Here is an 18,872-nt window from a genome sequence, read left to right as displayed (position 1 = left end):
GCCGCTCGCCGCCCGTCCCATGGAGGTCGCACATGTCCACTACCGCCGACTCGGACGATCCAGGCGCCCCGCCCGCCACCCACATGACGGCGAGCCGCCGGATCCCCGCCCCACCCTCGGAGATCTTCTCGCTACTCGCGGACCCGACCCGCCACAAGGACACAGAACCCGGTGACTGGGTGCGGGACGCGGTCACCACCGACACCCTCTCGGGAGTCGGGGACGTCTTTGTGATGAACATGTATATCGACGCCCGGGGCGGCCACTACGTCATGCACAACACCGTCACCCGATTCGCCCCGGACCGCACGATCGAGTGGGAACCGGGTCAGCTGGACGACGCCGGTGTGATCTCCTCGGGTGGCTGGCGCTGGCGCTACGACCTCTCCCCTGCCGGGGAGTCCACTGACGTGACACTTCGCTATGACTGGTCGGCCACCCCCGCCGTGGTGGCCGAGCAGATCGGCGGGATGCCGCCGTTCGGCCCCGACTTCCTCGACGCGTCCCTGGCCTCGCTCGAGTCGGCGGTGGTGAGCTGACGGGGGGAGCGGCGGCGCTGCTGTCAGGTCCCCGGTAGGCGATCCAGCGCCTCGAGCGTCTCCTCGCACCAGCTGACCCACGCCTGCTCCACCTGGATGCCCAGCGTGAGCACCCGGTGTTGGAGGACGTCGCGAGCGGTGCCGGTGTCGTCGGAGGGCGCGAAGTCGTGGTCCTCGATCATCCGGTAGCGCTCCAGGTTCGCGGCCCGCTGGTCGCGGTGGTGTCGCAGCGCCTCGCGGACCTCGTGGACCGCTCCCGTGGCGGCGGCGGCCCGCACCCGCACCGCCATGGTGGAGCGCATCGGGTCGGGCTCGTCCACCTCCCGGATCCATTCCCCGAGCGATCTGCTCCCCTCGGCGGTGACGGCGAACCGTCGGGGGTTGCCCCGCGCGGGGCCGCCCTCCGAGGGGAGTTCGCGGATGAGGCCCGCGGTCGTCAGGCGGTCGAGTTCCCGGTAGATCTGCTGGTGCGTTGCCGGCCAGAAGTACCCGATCGACTTGTCGAACCGTCGCGCGAGCTCGATCCCGCTGCCCGCACGCTCGGTGAGCGAGGTGAGGATCGCGAATTTCAACGACACCGGCTCAGCGGCCGGCCAGCGCGGTACCGGCCAGGGCGGTACCGGCCAGCGCGGCTGCGGCCTGGTCGTACTCCGCGCGCAGGCGGTCGACGAGGTCGCGGACGGTGCCGCCCGAGGTGACCGCGCCGACCCCCTGTCCCGCTCCCCAGATGTCGCGCCAGGCCTTGGAATCGGTGGCCCCCCCGGTGCCGAAGTCCATCGCCGTCGGGTCCGAGACGGGCAGATCGTCCGGGTTGAGGCCCGCCGCCTCGATGCTGCCCCGCAGGTAGTTGCCGTGGATTCCGGTGAAGAGGTTGCTGTAGACGATGTCCTCGGCGGTACTCGAGACGATCATCTGCTTGTACTCCTCGGCCGCGCGGGATTCCTCGGTGGCCAGGAACGCCGATCCCACGTACGCCAGGTCCGCCCCCGCCGCCTGCGCGGCGAGGATCGATCGGCCGTGCGCGATGGCCCCGGACAGCAGGAGCGGGCCGTGGAACCACTCGCGGATCTCCTGGAGCAGCGCGAACGGCGACTGCGTACCCGCGTGGCCGCCGGCTCCGGCCGCCACGGCCACCAGTCCGTCGGCCCCCTTCTCGATCGCCTTGCGGGCGAACTTGTTGTTGATCACGTCGTGCAACACGATGCCGCCGTACGAGTGGACGGCCTCGTTGACCTCGGTGCGGGCGCCCAGGGAGGTGATGACGATCGGCACCTGGTGCTCGACGACGGTCGCGAGGTCCAGCTCGAGCCGGTCGTTGGACCGGTGCACGATCTGGTTGACGGCGAACGGCGCCACGTACGCCCCGGGGTTCGCCGCCGCGTAGGCCGCGTTGCTCTCGGTGACCTGGTCGATCCAGTCGCCGAGCATCGACTGGGGCCGGGCGTTGAGCGCGGGGAACGACCCGATCACCCCCGCCTGGCACTGCGCGGCCACGAGCTCGGGACCGGAGTAGATGAACATCGGCGAGGCGACCAGCGGGACGGTCAGTGGGCCGGCGAGAACGGGGGGAAGGGTCATCGGCATTCCTTTCGGGCCTGGCGCGACAGCCGTCGCGCATGTCCCGACCGTACGTCCGACGCCACGGTTGTGCAACAAGTTGCACAATCCTTGTGTGCTGACCCCCGACCCCCGGCCGACCCTCAGCGCAGCGGGTAGATCTCCTCCGCCAGCGACTCGGCGGCGCGGACCCGAGCCGTGACGGTCTCCGGGTCGAACCCTCCGGTGTCCGGAACGTCCGGGGCGGCCTCGTCGGCGAGCCCGATGGCCGGCCACGGCGACCCGGCGGAGACGAGCGAGCCGTGCTTGACGTCGTAGTACCCGGACCCGGTCCGCAGGGCCACTCCCGAGGCACCGCGAGCGGCCGCGAACAGATGCGGGTGGAACCGGGTGGTCAACCAGGTCTGGCCCGGCCGCGCGGGCAGACCCTCAGCCCACACCTCCTGGAACGGCACGAACCGGGCGCGGTGCAACTGCAGGGCGGCGAGCGCGCGGCCGACCTCGTCGTCGTCGTCACCGTTGCCTCCGCCTGCAACGTCATGGCTGGCGGCGGTCTCCCGCGCGCACACCAGGTCCCACACCACGCGGTCCCCGCCGGGGATCGCCTCCACCACCGACATCCGCTCCCCCGGCACCGCCCAGTCCGCCAGAACCCGGGCGACGGTCTCGGCGACAGCATGGGGGTCGGCCAAGTCCGACTGGGCGCACAGGACCAGGTCGCGGCACGTGTCCGGATCAGAGGAGTAGGCGGGGTGGTCGATCAGTCCGTGACCGTCGGCCACCGATTCGAGGCCGCCCGCGGTGGACAGCGCCAGCCAGCCGTCGTCGCCGACGAGCCGGACAGGGACGTCGTGGCCGGTGCCGGTGCCGGTGAGCAGATCGAGCGAGGCGGTGTCCCGGACGGCCACCAGGTCGTAGTCGCGCAGCGCGTCGGCGAGGCGGGCGACATCGCCGCACGGCACCAGGCCCTGACCGGTGGCGACCACCCGGGCGCCGGACCGGCGGCCGACCTCCCCGGCCGCGGCCGCCACGCCCAGGTGGTGCGGCCACTGGTCGTTGACGTACCCGCCGCCGATCAGGTGCACGACCGAGGCGCTCAGCGCCAGCTCGATTCCCGACGCCACCGCCGGGCGCACCCCGGGGTCCGCTACCGCGCGGCGGCCGAACTCGACCGCGGCGTCGGCGTCCGGGCACTCGGCGGCGAGTCGCCACAGGGTGTCCGTGAACAGCACGTCCGGGTGTTCCGAGTGGTGCAGCACCGCGGCCTGTCCCGGGGTGTGGCAGTCCACCACGACCGGGGTGCCGGGCAGCCGATGCCGCAGGTGCCGCAGCCACCCGGCAAGGAGTTGCTCGTCCCCGTGGTTGGGGTGCCCGGCCGGCGCGATCAGGTAGACGGGCCGGTGGTCGGTGCGTGGCCGGCCCCAGCGGGCATCACCTACGGCCCGCCGCCGGTCGAGTCGCCGCCGCGCCCTGAGACGTAGCTCGACGCGCCAGGGCGAACGGCCCGTGGGGCTGGTGCCGGACGGCTCGTCGGACGCGGCGTGCTGGGGGGACGACGGCATGGCCCCATCCTGCCGCACCCCCGAACAGGCCCCCGCCCGGCCCCGGGCAGGCCCCGGGCAGGCCCCGGGCAGGCCCCGGGCAGGCCCCGAGATGGCCCCGGGCAGGCCGGACCTCCGAACCGCCGGTCAGATCTTGACGAGCATCTTGCCCACGTTGGCGCCCTTCATCAGGTCGAGGAACGCGTCTACGGAGTTGTCGATGCCCTCGACCACGGTCTCGTCGAAGACCAGCTCGCCGGAGGCCACCCAGGGACCGACCTTGGCCGCGAACTCCTTGAAGTAGCCCATGTAGTTGTTGATGGTGAAGCCCTGGAGCGTGAGCCCGCGGGTGATGGCGTGCCAGAGGTTGTCCGGGCCGGGTGAGCGCTCGGTGGAGTTGTACGAGCTGATCGCGCCGCAGAGGGCCAGCCGCCCGCCGTCGTTCATCAGGTCGAGCGCGGCCTCGAGGTGGTCGCCGCCGACGTTGTCGAAGTACACGTCGATGCCCTGGCCGTTCTCGGTGCCGAAGTGCTCGCGCAGGAGCTTCCGCACGGGGCCATCTTTGTAGTTGATCGCGGCGTCGAAGCCGTACCGGCTGGTCACGGTCTGGATCTTCTCCGCGCTACCGGCCGACCCGATGACCTTGGATGCACCCTCGAGCCTGGCGATCTGGCCCACGGCGGACCCGACCGAACCGGCGGCGCCGGAGACGAACACGGCGTCGCCCTTCTGGAAACGCCCGATGTGCATGAGCCCGACGTACGCGGTGAGGCCGGTGGTCCCGAGGACGCCGAGGTAGGCCGAGATCGGCACGCCGTCGATCTCCTCCACCACCCGGAACCCGCGGCCGTCGCCCTGCGCGATGTCGCGCCACCCCAGGTCGTGCATGACCACCGCGCCGACCGGATGCGCGTCGGACCTCGACTCCACGACCCGCCCGACGGCGGCGCCCGTCATGGTCTCGTCCAGTTCGAACGCCGGGATGTAGGAGCGGCCCTCGTTCATCCGGCCGCGCATGTAGGGGTCCACCGAGACGAACTCGTTGGCCACCCGGACCTCGCCCTCGGCCAGGTCCCCGAGCTCTACCTGCCGGGTACGGAAGTTCTCGTGCGTGGGCCAGCCCGTGGGGCGGGCGGCGAGTTGGATCTGTGTGCTTGTCGTCATCCCTCCTGTGTACGCGCCCCCGCGGCGGGGCGGCCACCGGTCACACCTCTAGTACGCTGAGCCCTCGTGCAGGACCAGCCCACTCCCGACCCCGCCTCGGCGACGCTCTTCGACGAGCGCGTCCGCGGTGAGATCGTCAACGACTCCCACACCTTCCGTCGGGCTGTGGCCGACCTGCGGCAGGGCCTGAGCCAGCGCGAACTGTGGCTCTCGCTGGGCTGGCAGGACATCAAGCAGCGTTACCGCCGCTCCACGCTGGGCCCGCTGTGGATCACCATCGCCACCGGCGTCATGGCCACGGCCCTGGGGTTGCTGTACTCGATCCTCTTCCAGATCCCGCTGGCCGAGTTCCTCCCCCACGTGACCGTCGGTCTGATCATGTGGGGCTTCATCTCGGGCTGCATCAAGGAGGGCTCGGAGGTCTTCATCTCCAATGAGGGCCTGATCAAGCAGCTGCCCAGCGCGCTGAGCGTGCACGTGTACCGGCTGGTGTGGCGCCAGTTCCTGTTCCTGTGCCACAACCTGGTGATCTGGGTGGTGCTCATGCTGGTCTTCCCCAGGCCGCTGGGCTGGGAGCTGCTGCTCTCCGTGCTGGGGCTGGCCGTGCTCATGGTCAACGGCGTGTGGGTGGCCATGCTGTTCGGCATCCTCGCCACCCGCTTCCGCGACATCGCCCCGCTGCTGGACTCGATGGTCCAGCTGCTCTTCTACATGACCCCCATCGTGTGGACCACGCAGACGCTCTACGAGCAGGGCGGGGACATCGCGGACCGGGCGCGCATCGCCGAGCTCAACCCGCTGTACCACTACCTCGAGATCGTCCGCGCGCCCATGATCGGCGAGCCGGTCGACGCCTACCACTGGTGGATCGTCCTGGCCTGCACGGCGGCCGGCCTGATCCTGGCCTTTGCCGCGCTGCGCAAGTTCCGCTCCCGAGTCCCGTACTGGGTATAGGAGAGTCATCCCCATGAGCCCCGCAGCACCCACCCCCGGCGGCGTGTCCATCGACTGCGTGGACGCGTGCGTTGATTTCCCGATCTTCGACGCCAAATCGCGGTCCCTCAAGAAGGCCGTTCTCGGCTCGGCGGGTGGCGCCATCGGTCGGAACTCGTCCAACGTCGTCGTCGTCGAGGCCCTGAAAGACATCACCCTCTCCCTCCGCGAGGGGGACCGCATCGGCCTCGTCGGGCACAACGGCGCCGGCAAGTCCACGCTGCTCCGTTTGCTGTCCGGCATCTACGAGCCCACCCGCGGTGCCGCCCGCATCCGGGGCCGCGTGGCGCCGGTCTTCGACCTCGGCGTGGGCATGGACCCGGAGATCTCCGGCTACGAGAACATCATCATCCGCGGCCTGTTCCTGGGGCAGACCCGCAAGCAGATGAAGGCCAAGATCGAGGAGATCGCCGACTTCACCGAGCTCGGCGACTACCTGGACATGCCGCTGCGCACGTACTCCACCGGCATGCGCGTGCGGCTGGCGATGGGCGTGGTGACCTCGATCGACCCGGAGATCCTGCTGCTCGACGAGGGCATCGGCGCCGTGGACGCGGAGTTCATGAAGAAGGCGCGGATCAAGCTCGCCGACCTGGTCTCCCGCTCCGGGATGCTGGTGTTCGCCTCCCACTCCAACGAGTTCCTGGCGCAACTGTGCGACTCGGCGATGTGGATCGACCACGGGCGGATCCGGCAGCGCGGCAGCATCGAGGAGATCGTCACCGCGTACGAGGGCCCCGAGGCCGGGCGGTCGATCGCGCAGTACATCGAGAGGATGAAACGTGAGGGCTGAGGGCACCGGCGCGGGCGACCCGACCGGCGCACCCGGCGGGGCCGGCTCAGGCGCGGCCGGTTCAGGCGCGGACACGCGGCGGGTCGTGGCCGTGGTGGTCACCCACCGCCGGCTGGAACAGCTGCGCGCGTCCCTGGAGGTCGTGTGCGGGCAGACCCGTCCCGTCGACCACGTGGTGGTGGTGGACAACGCCGACGAGCAGGCCGTGCGCGAACTGGTCGAGTCGCAGCCGGTGCAGTCGACCTACATCGGGTCCAAGCACAACCTCGGCGGTGCCGGCGGGTTCGCCCTCGGGATGCTGCACGCCCTGGCCACCGGCGCGGATCTGGTCTGGTGCGCCGACGACGACGGCCGACCCGAGGGCCCCGAGGTGCTGGTCACCCTGATGGGCTGCATGGACCGCCACGACCTGTCCGAGGTCTCGCCGGTGGTGTGCGACCTGGCCGATCCTGATCGCCTGGCCTTCCCGTTGCGGCGCGGCGTGGTGTGGCGACGGCGGCGGTCGGAGCTCTTGGCCGACGGCGCGGACTCCCCTTCCGGCGCGGCGGGCACCGACCTCCTGCCCGGCATCGCCTCGCTGTTCAACGGCGCGCTGTTCACCGCCGACTGCCTGGACCGCGTGGGGGTGCCGGACCTGCGGCTGTTCATCCGCGGCGACGAGGTCGAGGTGCACCGCCGGCTGGTCCGCTCCGGGCTGCGCTTCGGCACCTGCCTGACCACCGCGTACCTGCACCCGCAGGGCTCGGACGAGTTCAAGCCGATCCTCGGCGGGCGCATGCACACCCAGTTCCCCGACGACCCGGTCAAGCGGCACTTCACCTACCGCAACCGCGGCTACGTGCTCTCCCAACCCGGCCTGCGGCGCCTCATCCCGCAGGAGATCGTCCGCTTTGGCTGGTACTTCCTCATCTCGCGCCGCGACCCGGCCGGCTTCCGCGAGTGGATGCGACTCCAGCGCCTCGGCGCCCGGGAGCACTTCGACAAGCCCTGAGCCGTCACCCCGCCCGGAAACCCGATCCGGGGTAGAGGACCCGGATCCGGGGCGGAGGCGCATGATGGGCTCATGACCGATTGGAACGCCCTGCAATCCCTCGCCGCCGACCTCTATGACGAGGTCCTGCCCCACGTCACCGACTGGGACGCCGCCACCCCGTGCAGCGACTGGACCGCGCGCGAGGTGCTGGCCCACGTGGTGGACGAGCAACTGTGGGTGCCGGGACTGCTGGCCGGGGGCACGGTCGACGAGGTCGCCGACGACCTGTCCGACCGCCTCCGCCGAATGCACGATGCCTCCGGCCCCGACCTCGTGGCCGCTTGGGACACGATCCGTCCGGCGGTGGCCGCGGCCTGGCGGGGAACCCCCGGCGACGACGAGGTGCAGCTGTCCTACGGGCTGGCGCCCGCGTGGCACTATCTGGCCCAGCAGACCTTCGACCTGGCCGTCCACGCCTGGGACCTGGCCGTCTCCCAGCGGATCGACCTGCGGTGGGGCGACGAGCTCGACCGGGCCGTGCTGGATTTCGTCCGGACGGACCTCGCCGACAACCCCGCTCCGGAGCTGTTCGACCCGCCGGTGCCCGGCTACGACGACCCGGACGTCCCCGCCCGCGACACGGCGCTGGCGCTGACCGGACGCGAGCCGGGAGCGTGGCCCGTCAGGCCTCTCTGAGCGCCGCCATCGGACACTTCTGCACCGCTTTGCGAGCGCGCTTCTCGTGCTCGGCGGGGACCTCCTCGACGAGCACCCGCACCACCTCGTCGTCGTCCCCCAGCTCGAACACCGCGGGGGCGAGGCCGACGCACACCGCCTGCCCCTCGCAGCGGTCCGGATCCACGATGATCTTCATGACAGTCCTCCTGGGTGGTCGCTCTGACGGATGGGTGAGGCGCGCTGGGTGATGTGCGCTGGGTGGGGTGCGCCTCCCCGGTGCCCACGTTAGGCGGGACGCGGCCCCGCGTCTAGACAAACAGCGGCGATTTGTCCATCGCCTTAACTGACTCGCCGGTAAGTTACGCTCGGCGGGTGCCCAAGACTCTGCTCCACCGCTACACCGCGAGCCCCCAGGCCTTCCCTGTGCTCGCGTCCCTCTACCCGCCCCTCCTGGGCTCGGGCATCCGTATCCGCCGGGTCGCCCCGGACTGGACCAGCGGCGAACTGAGCGTGCACGTGGCGCCGTGGACCGCCAACACCAACGGCACCGCTTTCGGTGGCGCCCTGTTCGCCGCCACCGACGTGCTGTACGGCGCACTGCTGGCCGGTCAGCTGGGTGGCCGCTACCAGGTCTGGACCAAGAGCGCGACGATCGACTTCCACACCCCAGGCCGGGGCCGGATGCACTGCACGGTCGAGGTGCCGCACACCGAGGCCGACGCCCTCCGGGCCACCCTCGCCGAGCGGACCGCCACCAGCGTGCTGCACACCGCCCGGGTTATCGACGCACGGGGCAAGACGGTCGCCGAGGCCCGGCACACGATGTCGGTCCGCCGCCGGGACTGAGTCGGGCGTGTCCGCCCCCCGCCCGCGCGCGTAGAATGACCCGATCCCCCGGCCGCCCCAGGAAAGGAACCCCCGTTGGGAGCCACCCCGCTCGCCTGGTCGTTATCAGTCGGCCTCATCGTCGCACTTCTCTTGTTCGACTACTTCTTTCATGTGCGTAAAGAACACATCCCGACTCTCAAGGAGTCAGCGACCTGGTCCGCCCTCTACGTGGGTATCGCCATCGTCTTCGGCTTCGTGGTGTGGATCTTCGGCGGCACCGACATGGGCATCGAGTACTTTGCCGGTTACATCACCGAGAAGGCGCTCTCGGTGGACAACCTGTTCGTGTTCCTGCTGCTCCTGACCAGCTTCAAGGTCCCCCGGGCCGGCCAGCAGAAGGCACTCCTGTTCGGCATCATCTTCTCGATCATCGCCCGGACCGCGTTCATCTTCGTCGGCGCCGCGCTGCTCAACCAGTTCGCCGCCCTGTTCTATGTCTTCGGGCTCTTCCTCATCGTCACCGCTGGTCGCCTCCTGGCGGAGGACGACGAGGACGACGACGCGGACAACGTGGTGGTCCGCCTGGCCAAGAAGTTCATCCCGGCCACCGACCACTACGACCACGACAAGCTGTTCACGGTCGAGAACGGCAAGAAGGTCATGACGCCGATGATGATCGTCATGGTGGCGATCGGCGGCACGGACATCATGTTCGCGCTCGATTCGATCCCCGCGATCTTCGGTCTCACCCAGAACGTCTTCATCGTCTTCACCGCCACCACCTTCTCGCTGCTGGGCCTGCGTCAGCTCTACTTCCTGCTGGACGGGTTGCTGGATCGCCTCGTCTACCTCAAGTACGGCCTGGCCGCGATCCTCGGGTTCATCGGCGTCAAGCTGATCCTCCACGCCCTGCACGAGAACAACCTGCCGTTCATCAACAGCGGCGAGCACGTCAACGTGGTGGAGATCCCCACCTTCCTCTCGCTCGGCATCATCATCGGTGTCCTCGTGGTGACCGTCGTGGCCTCTCTCGTGAGCCCGGCGGGCAAGGCGCTCACCGTGCTCGGCAACCTCAAGAGGCACTCGCACGAGTACCTCAACAAGGACTTCGTCGACGACCCGGTCGAGCGCGCCAAGCTGTGGGCCAAGATCATCGAGGACGAGGACAAGCTCAAGACCCTCGACCGCAAGTACTTCGGCACCGAGGGCGAGGTCTGGGAGCTCGAGCAACTGCTGGGCAGGGTCTGGGACGAGCAGGCGGGATACGAACGCGCCACCGATTACACCCGCTGACCCCCGCCGGGTGTGCTGCCCGGCTAGGCCCGCCGCCCCGCCCAGATCCCGTGCGGGTCGGCGGCGGGATTCCCCGGGAGCGGGGAGAGCATCTCGGTTCGCGGCCAGCGTGACCTGAGCACCTCGAGCACCTCCTTCCCACCGCCCACACCGTGTCCACCGGTGTGGGCGGTGGCGTTGTGGGCGGTGGCGTTGTGGGCGATCGCGTTCTGCGGCGACGTGGCCGGCCCCGTCACCTCCCCCCTCACCTCGCTCTTCACCTCCCCCCTCACAAGGAAAACGGTCCACCCCGACCGGCGCAGCAACATCCGGTCCCCCTCGAGTCGGGCTCGTTCCTCGCCCCGGGACGGCCCTGGGGACGGGACGACGGCGTACCGGGCGACCGGGTCGGCGAGCGGCAGTGCCACCGTGCGTCGACCGAACCTGACCTCGTGACCGCCGCCGAAGCCGCCGAAGCCCGCCGCGCAGAGTGCGAGCCGCGCCCGGGACAACAGCACCGAGCCGCAACTCGGATCGACCCCACGCGCCACCGCCGCGAACCGCCACGCGCCCCGGCCGGACGGGTGCGCGGCCGCCCCCGTGAGCTGGCCCGCCAGCCCCGGGACCGCCGCGCACAGACGCTCCACAGCCACCACGGCGTCCTCGAAGCCCAGATCGAGGGCGAGGTCCCGGCAGGTCCGCAACGGGGTGGTGACCCGGAGCCCGTCGATCCGGGTGACGGCGGCCGGCGGCATGGCGCCGTAGCGATATACCCGCCCCTCGCAGGATCGACGGGTGGACGGCAGCCAGATCTCCGGTAGCGCGTCGGCCGGGACGGAGTCGTCGCCCCACAACAGGGAGGCGCTGCGACCGCGGAGGACCCCCTCCGGCCAGGTGCGGGCCAGTGCGACGCTGCGCAGTCGGAGGTCGTCGGCCTGGTCCGCCCGGCGGTAGAACCCGAACCAGATCCGCTGGTAGCGGGCGCGCTCGCGCGGATCGGGCACGGCCGCCGCCAGCTCGGCGGTCGTCAGCGGGCCCGGCGGCAGATCACCGGGCGCCGAATGCGGGCCTGGTGCCTCCGTGTCGATCACTCTGGCGCGGGACGAATCTGCGGTGCCCATACCCGCCACTGTGGCCCACGGAGCCACCGTTCCCGGGCCCCGTGAGCGCCGATCGGACCCTCCTGTGAACAACGCCACCCCTGTGGATGGCCACGACCCCTGGCTGTTACACGCAACTAACCAACCCGACTCATCGTCCCCAGACGATGAACCCGTCACACCGACTCACACACGGAGGAAACATGCAGAAGGAAATCGTCGTCCCCGAGGACATGGCCCACCTGGTGGAGCGGTTCAACTACTCGCCAGCGGTGAAGGTCGGCGACCTGATCTACTGCTCGGGCCAGGTGGGGCGGGACTCGGAGATGAACGTCATCGACAGCAGTCTCGAAGACCACTTCGTGGCCGCGTGGGAGAACCTCGGCAAGGTACTCCGGGCCGGCGGGTCGGACTTCGAGCACATCGTGGAGATGACCACCTACCACGTCGGTCTCCAGGACCACCTGCCCCTGTTCCTCGAGGTCCGCAGCCGGTACATCCCCCGGACGGACGTCCCCACGGCGTGGAGTGCGATCGGCGTCAGCGAGCTGACGTTCCCCGGCCAGTTCGTCGAGCTGAAGGCGGTGGCCCTGGTGCCGTGATCGCCCGCTGCCCCAGCCGGGGCATCACGCCCCGGACGGAGCGCGGGGACGCGGACCCCCGCGTCCCCGCGCTCTCGTCTCCGCGGGCTGGCGCTCTAGGTCAGTTCGGCAAAGCGTTCGGTATCGCGGATCTGCCCGGAGACGATGATGGTGTCACCGGGAGCGACGACCGTGTCGGCGGTGGCGTAGGTGAACCCCTCCCCGGGGCGTTTGATGGCCACCACCGTGACCCCGTACTTGCTGCGGATGGCGGTCTCCCCCAGCGCTGCGCCCACGCTGAACGCCGGCGCGGCGGTCTTGACCATGGCGAAGCCGTCGTCGAACTCGATGTAGTCCATCATCGCCCCGCGCACCAGGTGCGCGACGCGTTTGCCCATGTCGTGCTCGGGCCGCACCACGTGGTGCACCCCGATCTGGGTGAGAATCCTCGCGTGCGCGTTGCTGATGGCCTTGGCCCACACGTTCGGCACCTTCATGTTGATCAGCGCCGAGGCGGTGAGCAGGCTCGCCTCGAGGTCGGAGCCGATGCCCACGACCGCCCGGTCGTACTGGTGCACCGACAGCTGCCGCAGCGATACCTCATCGGTGGTGTCGGCGACGGCGGCATGGGTGAGCCGGCCCGACACCCTCTCGATCACCGCCTCGCTCGCATCGACCCCGAGTACCTCGCTGCCCTGGGCCATCAGCTCGAGGGCCAGAGATTTGCCGAACCGGCCCAGACCAAGCACGACCACGACGTCGACGGCGGCTTTCTTAGCCAATGAACGGCCTCTCTACGGGGAGTTCGAAGCGGCGGCCGCGGTCGCGGGCCGCCAGAGCGCTGACCAGGGTGATCGGCCCGATCCTTCCGAGGTACATCAGGACAACCAGGAGCAGCTGCCCCCATGCCGGCAGTTGAGCGGTGATGCCGGTAGAGAGACCCACGGTCGCAAACGCGGAGGTCACCTCGAACAGCAACACGTTCAGATCGAAGGCGGTGCCGGCGAGCAAGGCGAGGGTCGACGCCATCACCAGCGCCACCGCGATCAACGCCACCGACAGGGCCTGGCGTTGCAGGCGGGGTTCGATGCGACGGTCGAACGCCGTCACCGACTTGTCCCCGCGCACCTCGGCGGCGATGACGAACAGCAGGACCGCGAAGGTGGTGACCTTGATACCGCCCGCTGTCCCGCCACTGCCGCCACCGATGAACATCAGTACATCGGTCACCAACAACGTCGCATCGTCCATCTGGGCGTAGTCGACACTGTTGAACCCGGCGGTGCGCGGCATGATCCCCTGAAATGCCGCCACCAGCAGCTTTCCGCCCAGCCCGAGTCCGCGCAGCGTGTGCTGCCACTCGAGGAGCAACACCAGCAGCGGACCGATCAGCAGCAAGACCGCGGTCACCGCGACGGTGAGCCGGGTGTGCAGGGACCAGCGGCGGCGCCGGCCCCGCAGGTGACGGCCGACCTCGAACAACACCGGGAATCCGATGCCGCCGAGGATCACCGCCGCCATCAACGGCACGCAGATCCAGGGATCCCGGGCAAAACTGATGATGTTGTCGCTGAAGAGCGCGAACCCGGCGTTGTTGAACGCCGAGATCGCATGAAAGACCCCCAGCCACAGAGCCCGGACCGGCGGTTCGTCGTAGCCGATCGCGAAGCGGGCCGCCAGACACGCCGCCACCACGGCTTCGATGAGGAGGCTGGTCCGCACCACTCCGACGATGACCGTGCGCACGTCGCCGAGTCCGGAGGTGCGAGCCTCTGCGGCGGCGTTGAGCCGAGCCCGCAGGCCGATGCGGTTGGCCAACAACAGGCCGACCAACGAGGCCATGGTCATGATGCCCAGCCCGCCGAGCTGGATCAGCGCGAGGATCAGCCCCTGCCCGTACCCGGACCAGTACGTGGGGGTGTCGACGACGATCAGCCCGGTCAGACACACGGCGGAGGTGGCGGTGAACAGCGCCGACATCACCCCGGCACCGACACCGGACTGTGTCGCGGCCGGTGCCGACAGCAGCAGGGTGCCGACCACGACGGCTGTGGCGAAACCCAGTGCCACCACCCGGGCGGGGCTGCGCGTCACCCGCGCTCCGGCCTGTCGGAGCGGCCCAGACCACGCTCCACTGCGTGTACTCACGTCGACGAACACTAGACCTTCCGCCGAGTCCGGCACACGGTCAGACCCCGTACAGCCGCGCCCAGTTCTCCCGCGTCGTGAGCCGGGCCTGCGCGGAGCGCCAGCGCGCCTGCGCGGCCGGGGCCTCGCGGAGGAACCGCGCGAGCAGTGACCCCAGCCGCTTCTGCAGTTCCGTGGCCCGCTGCGGGTCCACCTTGCGGTGGTGCACCCCGTTCTGGGAGGCGTCGGTCACGTACACCTCGTCAAAGCGCGAGACGTGCCACCAGGCGGCGTCCTCGTACGGGATCGCCACCACGTCGCGGCGCTGCCGGCCGAGCTTCTGCAGCAGCAGCCGCTTGGCCAGCACCTGATCCTCGCGGTCCTCGCGGGGGATGCCGACCTTGCGCTCCACCCCGATGCCGGCGGGGAGGACGTCGACGGCGAGCTTGGCCGTCTCGGGGTAGTCCGCTCGTTCCGCGCGGATCGCGGTGAGCGCCTGCTGACCGCCGTCGTCCACACCGTGGGACCCGTCCGGCCCGTCGAGGAAGGCCTCGATCCCCCGCATCCGGGTGGCGGCGAGACCGTACTGCATGCCCACCAGGGCGCGCAGGACGCTTCGGCCCAGGTTCTTCGCCATGTCCTTCGGGTCGATCCCCTGCCGGATCGAGGCGGTGACCAGGGAGTTGCGCTGGGAGAAGAACTGGCCGAAGTCGTCGCCGTCCTTCCAGTAGAAGTCGGCGTGCCACACGGCCGCGCCCTGCAGGGTGCAGGTGGGGATCCCGGCCTGGCGGCACCGCAGCCCGTACTCGATGTCGTCCCACTGGAAGAAGTACGGCATCGGCAGCCCGACCTCCGCCACGGCCTCGCCCGGCACCAGGCAGGACCACCACGCGTTGTACTCGGCGTCGATCCGCCGCTCCTGCTGGTTCTCCACCACCGACTCGTCGCGCAGCGCCCACTCGTCGGCGTCGAGCCCACCCTTGAGCTGGTCGAGCTGCGTGCGCTCGGCGGAGACCAACAGGTAGTCCGGATTGAACAGGTAGAGCATCTGGGCGCCCACGAGCATCGGTTCGCGCGTCACGGCGGCGAAGGCGAACATGCGGAGCACGGTCTCGGGCTCGACCCGGACGTCGTCGTCCATGAGCAGCACGTCCACCGGTCCGGGCGCACCGGGCGCGGTGGCCTCGTACATCCCGCGGCTGAAACCGCCGGCGCCGCCGAGGTTGGGCTGGCGCAGGTAGTGCAGGCGGTCGCCGAACTCGCCGGCCGCGTGCTGGTACGCCTCGCGGGTCTCCACCAGGTCGGTGCCCTGGTCCGTGACGTAGAGGTCGTCGATCAGGTCCGCGACGAGGGGATCCGTGGCCAGCGAGTCCACCGTGGCCGCACAGTCGTCAGCCCTGTTGAACGTGCAGATGGCCACCGCCGCGCGGCGGGCCGGCCTCGTCGTCGTGGTACCCCACGTCACGTCCGACACCGTCGCCGCGGCGTCGACCGCGTGGAATTCCAGCCAGATCGCGCCGCCGTCGGTGAAGGTGTCGACGGGGACGTCGAGCACGGCCATCCCGTCGCCGTGGTGGTGGACCACGTCGACGGTGCGCACGTGGGAGCCGATGTCGGAGGCGCGGACCAGCACGTCGACCTGCCCCTCTGACTCCACCGCCACGCGCACCGTCAGCTCGGTGACGGAGGTCCAGCGCTGCCAGTACGAGGCCTCGAAGCGTCCGAAGTAGGTGTTGGTGTCCGCGGCGGCCCCGGCGTCCAGGTGCAGCTCGGACCGCGTGCGGCGGACCACGCCCCGCAGGATCCGGGAGTACAGGTCGTCGTTGACCCACCTGTGCGGGCCCGAGAACAGGGTGCGCTGGAGCAGGAGGTCACGCTCGGGCTGGGCGGCGCCGAGGTCGGCACCTGAGTCGGCGCCGGCGGCTGTCACGGTGGTGGCGTCCATGTGGCGGGTGCTCCTGGGGTGTCGGTGCATGGGTGACGGTGCATGGGTGTCGGTGCATGGGATTCGATGCGTGGGGTCACGGGCGCTGGAGGGTGTCTCGAAGAGCCGGGCCGGTCAGGACCCGATCGCGCCGTCCAGGCTAGCCGTCGGTCCCGCGGTGGCCGAGTCGTCAACCGGCAAGTCGTCGAGCGGCGCGTCCACCAGCGGCAGGTCGACCAGCGGCGTGTCGGTGTTCGCCGGCTGCTCTCCCGGTGTCACCGCGGGGATGCCGGGCGGCGGGAGCAGCGGCGGATGATCCGCGGGCACCGGCAGCACCTCGTAGAGGCGGGCTCCGGAGGTCTCCTCCACCAGGCGCAGGTGGGGGTTGAACCGCAGCCCGATGAAGCCGCCCGGCCGGCCCGGACCGCCCACCGCCCCCGTCCCGACGACCACCCAGCGCACGTCGAGGTCGCGGACGATGCGGGTCACCACCGGGTCGAAGCCGTAGCGGTTGGCCGAGGTGTAGAGGACCATCCGGTCCCCGCCGACCTGCGCCAGCGGGTCGTCGGCCAGCGGCGCGCCGAACACGACCGGCACCCCGTGCAGCGCGTACGCCCACGCGGTGCCGTCGAACGGGTCGTTGAGGACCACGCCGCCGTCATGCCGCTCGGCCAGCGCGTCCAGGACGATCCGCTCCTGTGCATTCACCGCCGGCCCGTCGTCGTAGCCCCACACCCGCAGGTCCCGGGCCAGCACCGCGTGCCCGGACGCGGCGAGCACACCCAGGAGGGCCGCCACCGCGACCCCGGTCCTCGCCTCGGGGCGGCGAGCCGACCCGCGCGGGATCAGCGCCCTGACCCCCGCGCCGGCGAGCACCGCCGCGGGCAGCACCAACAACGAGGAGAACCGGTAGAAGTCGTCCCACCAGAAACCGGTGAACGTGCGCACCCAGTCGCCCTCCACCGCCGCGGCCAGCACGTACAGCGCCCCGTAGACCACCAGCGCCGCGACGGGCGCGGCCAGCGCGCGCCGACGCGCGGGGTTCACCACCGCCGCGACGAGCCCCAGCAGCACCGCCACCGTGATCCCCACCGAGGCCACCGGCGTCGGCCCGAGATCGAACACCGCTGCCACCGCGCGCGGCACGCTGACCTCGCGCGGCCACGAGAATCCTGCGAGCGATTCCGCGGTCCCCGCTGAGGTCATGGAGATCGACCAACCCGCGTAGAGGCCCGCCGGCACCGCCGCCAGAATGAAACCGCCGGCCACCGCCAGGCGGGGCCGCAGCCCGGGCGCCGCCACCACTCCGGCGAGCGCCTGCGCCGCCAGCGGGATCGCCGCCGCCAGCGCCACCGACGGATGCACCGACCACGCGCCCACCATCCCCGCCCCCAGCAGCAGCGCGTGCGCCACCATCCCGGGCCGCCGCGCCGCGAGCTGCTCGCCCAGCAGGACCACCCCGGGGATCACCGCCACGCCGAGCGCGAACGGCAGCACCGGGCCCCGGCCCAGCGCCAGGTAGGGGAACGTCCACGCCGACGCCGCCACCATCGCCGCGCCCACCGCCGCCAGCCGGGACCCGCCGCACACGCGGCCCGCGAACACCGCGGCGCCCAGGACAAATGCCACGCCGGTGACCGCCGAGAGCGCGTCGAGCACGCCCGGCATCAGCTCGCCCGGCAGGGCCAGCAGGAGCGCGGCGAGCGCGTGATAGGTGTCGGGGTAGAAGAAGTGCGGGTTGGCGGGCTGGCTCACCGGGCCGAGATCGGTGACCCCGGCACGCCCGGTCTCGGCGATGAACCGCGTCGCGCCGCCGTGGAAGATGGCGTCCCAGCCCTGCGGGATCGCGGTGAGGCCGCGCGTGGCCACGAGCACCTGGACAGCCGGGATGGCGGCCAGGAGGACGACGACGAGGTCGGCCACTCCCGGGCCCGGCCCGCGACGGCTCACCTCGTCGTCGTCGCCCTCCCCGGGCAGCCGACGCGTCACCCGGCCGCCCACCCGGTCGGCCGACCGGGCGCGCACACGGCCCGCGATACCGACGGTGGCCGCACAAGCGAGCGCGGCGAGCGCCGTCACGCCGGCCGAGACCAGACCCCAGCGGAGGTCCGCGGCCGCGGTGACCGCACTTCCCACCGCCACCACGGCGAGCGTCAGGGCCGGCCCGGCCGCGACCGCGTCCCGCCACCGCGTGCCCGCCGCCAGGCAGATGCCCGCCCCCGGCAGCACGAGCAGCGCCGTCGCGGCCGCGAGGAGCAGCAGGGCGGTCACCGTTGTCAGCGCACCCGGAAGATCACGGTCCGCTGGACGACGAAGTTCGTGACGGTGGCCACGCCCTGCGCCACGACGTAGGCCGCGGTGGTGGCCCAGAACGGGCTCCAGTCCATGCCGAGGAACCACGGCGTCAGCAACATGAACAGCCCCCACTGCACGCCGAACATCACCGCGTACAAGGCCATGGTGACCAGGAAGCGGGCGCGCGAGGGCTCCGCCTGGAACGTCCACCGGCGGTTGAGCGAGTACGCGGTGAGCGTGCCGGCCACGAAGGACAGCGCCTTGGCCAGACCGTAGTCCACCCCGAACGCCATCATCAGCTGCAGCAGCCCGTAGTCGACGACCGCCGACAGGACGCCGGTGAGGAAGAACCGGATGACCTGCGTCTTGAGGTCCGTCGGCTGCGACGGGTCGGATTCGTGTCGGGGCTCGAGGGGGTCGACGGCCCCGCGCAGGGAATCGAGGACGGAATCGTCGGGCAGGTCCGCGTCGCTGGTGGATGAGCTCACCAGGACAGGGTAGGTCCGG

At 70.9% G+C, this 18,872-nt stretch carries 19 protein-coding genes; 8 read left to right on the top strand and 11 right to left on the bottom strand.

Features of this window, described 5'->3' with window-relative positions:
• Positions 1 to 32 precede the first annotated feature (32 nt).
• Positions 33 to 539, top strand: coding sequence for an SRPBCC family protein (locus R4P08_RS12830; RefSeq protein WP_411741200.1), 507 nt, complete (start codon positions 33 to 35; stop codon positions 537 to 539).
• Positions 540 to 562: 23 nt separating this feature from the next.
• On the opposite strand, the gene R4P08_RS12825 is transcribed toward R4P08_RS12830, so the two are convergent.
• The 4 genes from R4P08_RS12825 to R4P08_RS12810 all read right to left on the bottom strand — a co-directional run bounded on the left by R4P08_RS12825 (position 563) and on the right by R4P08_RS12810 (position 4,801).
• Entirely contained in the window at positions 563 to 1,117 is a 555-nt protein-coding gene (locus R4P08_RS12825) for a PadR family transcriptional regulator (RefSeq protein WP_317814281.1), read from the bottom strand.
• Between the two features lie 4 nt (positions 1,118 to 1,121).
• Entirely contained in the window at positions 1,122 to 2,117 is a 996-nt protein-coding gene (locus tag R4P08_RS12820; RefSeq protein ID WP_317814280.1) for a nitronate monooxygenase family protein, read from the bottom strand.
• Positions 2,118 to 2,239: 122 nt separating this feature from the next.
• Positions 2,240 to 3,658: a polysaccharide pyruvyl transferase family protein gene (locus tag R4P08_RS12815; RefSeq protein WP_317814279.1), complete on the bottom strand. Its 1,419-nt coding sequence runs from the start codon at positions 3,656 to 3,658 to the stop codon at positions 2,240 to 2,242.
• A 126-nt stretch (positions 3,659 to 3,784) separates the two neighbouring features.
• On the bottom strand, positions 3,785 to 4,801 hold the full coding sequence (locus R4P08_RS12810) for an NADP-dependent oxidoreductase (protein ID WP_317814278.1): 1,017 nt from the start codon (positions 4,799 to 4,801) through the stop codon (positions 3,785 to 3,787).
• A gap of 66 nt (positions 4,802 to 4,867) precedes the next feature.
• Between R4P08_RS12810 and R4P08_RS12805 the strand changes: the two genes are divergently transcribed.
• The 4 genes from R4P08_RS12805 (at position 4,868) to R4P08_RS12790 (ending at position 8,256) form a co-directional block, all read left to right on the top strand.
• Positions 4,868 to 5,755: an ABC transporter permease gene (locus tag R4P08_RS12805; RefSeq protein WP_317814277.1), complete on the top strand. Its 888-nt coding sequence runs from the start codon at positions 4,868 to 4,870 to the stop codon at positions 5,753 to 5,755.
• A gap of 13 nt (positions 5,756 to 5,768) precedes the next feature.
• Entirely contained in the window at positions 5,769 to 6,587 is an 819-nt protein-coding gene (locus R4P08_RS12800; protein WP_317814276.1) for an ABC transporter ATP-binding protein, read from the top strand.
• Positions 6,588 to 6,672: 85 nt separating this feature from the next.
• Positions 6,673 to 7,578 (top strand): glycosyltransferase family 2 protein, encoded by a 906-nt coding sequence (locus tag R4P08_RS12795; RefSeq protein WP_317814340.1) that lies wholly within the window; start codon positions 6,673 to 6,675, stop codon positions 7,576 to 7,578.
• Between the two features lie 72 nt (positions 7,579 to 7,650).
• Positions 7,651 to 8,256: a maleylpyruvate isomerase family mycothiol-dependent enzyme gene (locus R4P08_RS12790; RefSeq protein ID WP_317814275.1), complete on the top strand. Its 606-nt coding sequence runs from the start codon at positions 7,651 to 7,653 to the stop codon at positions 8,254 to 8,256.
• On the opposite strand, the gene R4P08_RS12785 is transcribed toward R4P08_RS12790, so the two are convergent.
• Positions 8,243 to 8,434 (bottom strand): ferredoxin, encoded by a 192-nt coding sequence (locus R4P08_RS12785; RefSeq protein WP_317814274.1) that lies wholly within the window; start codon positions 8,432 to 8,434, stop codon positions 8,243 to 8,245. The genes R4P08_RS12790 and R4P08_RS12785 overlap by 14 nt on opposite strands.
• A gap of 176 nt (positions 8,435 to 8,610) precedes the next feature.
• On the opposite strand from R4P08_RS12785, the gene R4P08_RS12780 reads away from it, so the two are divergent.
• Both R4P08_RS12780 and R4P08_RS12775 read left to right on the top strand, forming a co-directional pair.
• On the top strand, positions 8,611 to 9,084 hold the full coding sequence (locus R4P08_RS12780) for a PaaI family thioesterase (RefSeq protein ID WP_317814273.1): 474 nt from the start codon (positions 8,611 to 8,613) through the stop codon (positions 9,082 to 9,084).
• A 75-nt stretch (positions 9,085 to 9,159) separates the two neighbouring features.
• Positions 9,160 to 10,359: a TerC family protein gene (locus tag R4P08_RS12775; protein WP_317814272.1), complete on the top strand. Its 1,200-nt coding sequence runs from the start codon at positions 9,160 to 9,162 to the stop codon at positions 10,357 to 10,359.
• Positions 10,360 to 10,382: 23 nt separating this feature from the next.
• Here the strand turns inward: R4P08_RS12775 and R4P08_RS12770 are convergent, their stop codons facing one another.
• Positions 10,383 to 11,459, bottom strand: a complete 1,077-nt coding sequence (locus R4P08_RS12770) for a hypothetical protein (protein WP_317814271.1) — start codon at positions 11,457 to 11,459, stop codon at positions 10,383 to 10,385.
• Between the two features lie 182 nt (positions 11,460 to 11,641).
• Here R4P08_RS12770 and R4P08_RS12765 point away from each other — a divergent pair, with 182 nt between their 5' ends.
• The gene (locus R4P08_RS12765) at positions 11,642 to 12,040 is read left to right on the top strand and encodes a RidA family protein (protein WP_317814270.1); all 399 of its coding nucleotides are present in this window, start codon (positions 11,642 to 11,644) and stop codon (positions 12,038 to 12,040) included.
• 95 nt (positions 12,041 to 12,135) lie between these two features.
• Here R4P08_RS12765 and R4P08_RS12760 read toward each other — a convergent pair whose 3' ends face one another.
• From R4P08_RS12760 to R4P08_RS12740, 5 genes are all read right to left on the bottom strand, one after another.
• Positions 12,136 to 12,774, bottom strand: coding sequence for a potassium channel family protein (locus tag R4P08_RS12760; RefSeq protein WP_411741205.1), 639 nt, complete (start codon positions 12,772 to 12,774; stop codon positions 12,136 to 12,138).
• Between the two features lie 19 nt (positions 12,775 to 12,793).
• A complete protein-coding gene (locus R4P08_RS12755) occupies positions 12,794 to 14,113 on the bottom strand; it encodes a TrkH family potassium uptake protein (RefSeq protein ID WP_317814268.1) in 1,320 nt (439 codons plus the stop codon).
• A gap of 94 nt (positions 14,114 to 14,207) precedes the next feature.
• Complete coding sequence (locus tag R4P08_RS12750; RefSeq protein ID WP_317814267.1) at positions 14,208 to 16,091, bottom strand: glycosyltransferase; 1,884 nt, start codon at positions 16,089 to 16,091, stop codon at positions 14,208 to 14,210.
• Between the two features lie 114 nt (positions 16,092 to 16,205).
• On the bottom strand, positions 16,206 to 18,341 hold the full coding sequence (locus R4P08_RS12745; RefSeq protein WP_317814266.1) for a DUF6541 family protein: 2,136 nt from the start codon (positions 18,339 to 18,341) through the stop codon (positions 16,206 to 16,208).
• Positions 18,342 to 18,346: 5 nt separating this feature from the next.
• Positions 18,347 to 18,853, bottom strand: coding sequence for a GtrA family protein (locus R4P08_RS12740; RefSeq protein ID WP_317814265.1), 507 nt, complete (start codon positions 18,851 to 18,853; stop codon positions 18,347 to 18,349).
• Positions 18,854 to 18,872: the final 19 nt, after the last annotated feature.

Origin of the sequence: Rhodococcus sp. IEGM 1408, from assembly GCF_033142235.1 — a bacterium.
Lineage (GTDB): Bacteria > Actinomycetota > Actinomycetes > Mycobacteriales > Mycobacteriaceae > Dietzia.
This window is presented reverse-complemented; position numbering and strand designations above follow the sequence as displayed.

Coding starts and splice junctions, on each gene's coding strand:
- R4P08_RS12830 (WP_411741200.1), top strand. CDS start 33: ATGTCCACTACCGCCGACTCGGACGATCCAGGCGCCCCGCCCGCCACC.
- R4P08_RS12820 (WP_317814280.1), bottom strand. CDS start 2,117: ATGACCCTTCCCCCCGTTCTCGCCGGCCCACTGACCGTCCCGCTGGTC.
- R4P08_RS12815 (WP_317814279.1), bottom strand. CDS start 3,658: ATGCCGTCGTCCCCCCAGCACGCCGCGTCCGACGAGCCGTCCGGCACC.
- R4P08_RS12810 (WP_317814278.1), bottom strand. CDS start 4,801: ATGACGACAAGCACACAGATCCAACTCGCCGCCCGCCCCACGGGCTGG.
- R4P08_RS12800 (WP_317814276.1), top strand. CDS start 5,769: ATGAGCCCCGCAGCACCCACCCCCGGCGGCGTGTCCATCGACTGCGTG.
- R4P08_RS12790 (WP_317814275.1), top strand. CDS start 7,651: ATGACCGATTGGAACGCCCTGCAATCCCTCGCCGCCGACCTCTATGAC.
- R4P08_RS12785 (WP_317814274.1), bottom strand. CDS start 8,434: ATGAAGATCATCGTGGATCCGGACCGCTGCGAGGGGCAGGCGGTGTGC.
- R4P08_RS12770 (WP_317814271.1), bottom strand. CDS start 11,459: ATGGGCACCGCAGATTCGTCCCGCGCCAGAGTGATCGACACGGAGGCA.
- R4P08_RS12765 (WP_317814270.1), top strand. CDS start 11,642: ATGCAGAAGGAAATCGTCGTCCCCGAGGACATGGCCCACCTGGTGGAG.
- R4P08_RS12750 (WP_317814267.1), bottom strand. CDS start 16,091: ATGGACGCCACCACCGTGACAGCCGCCGGCGCCGACTCAGGTGCCGAC.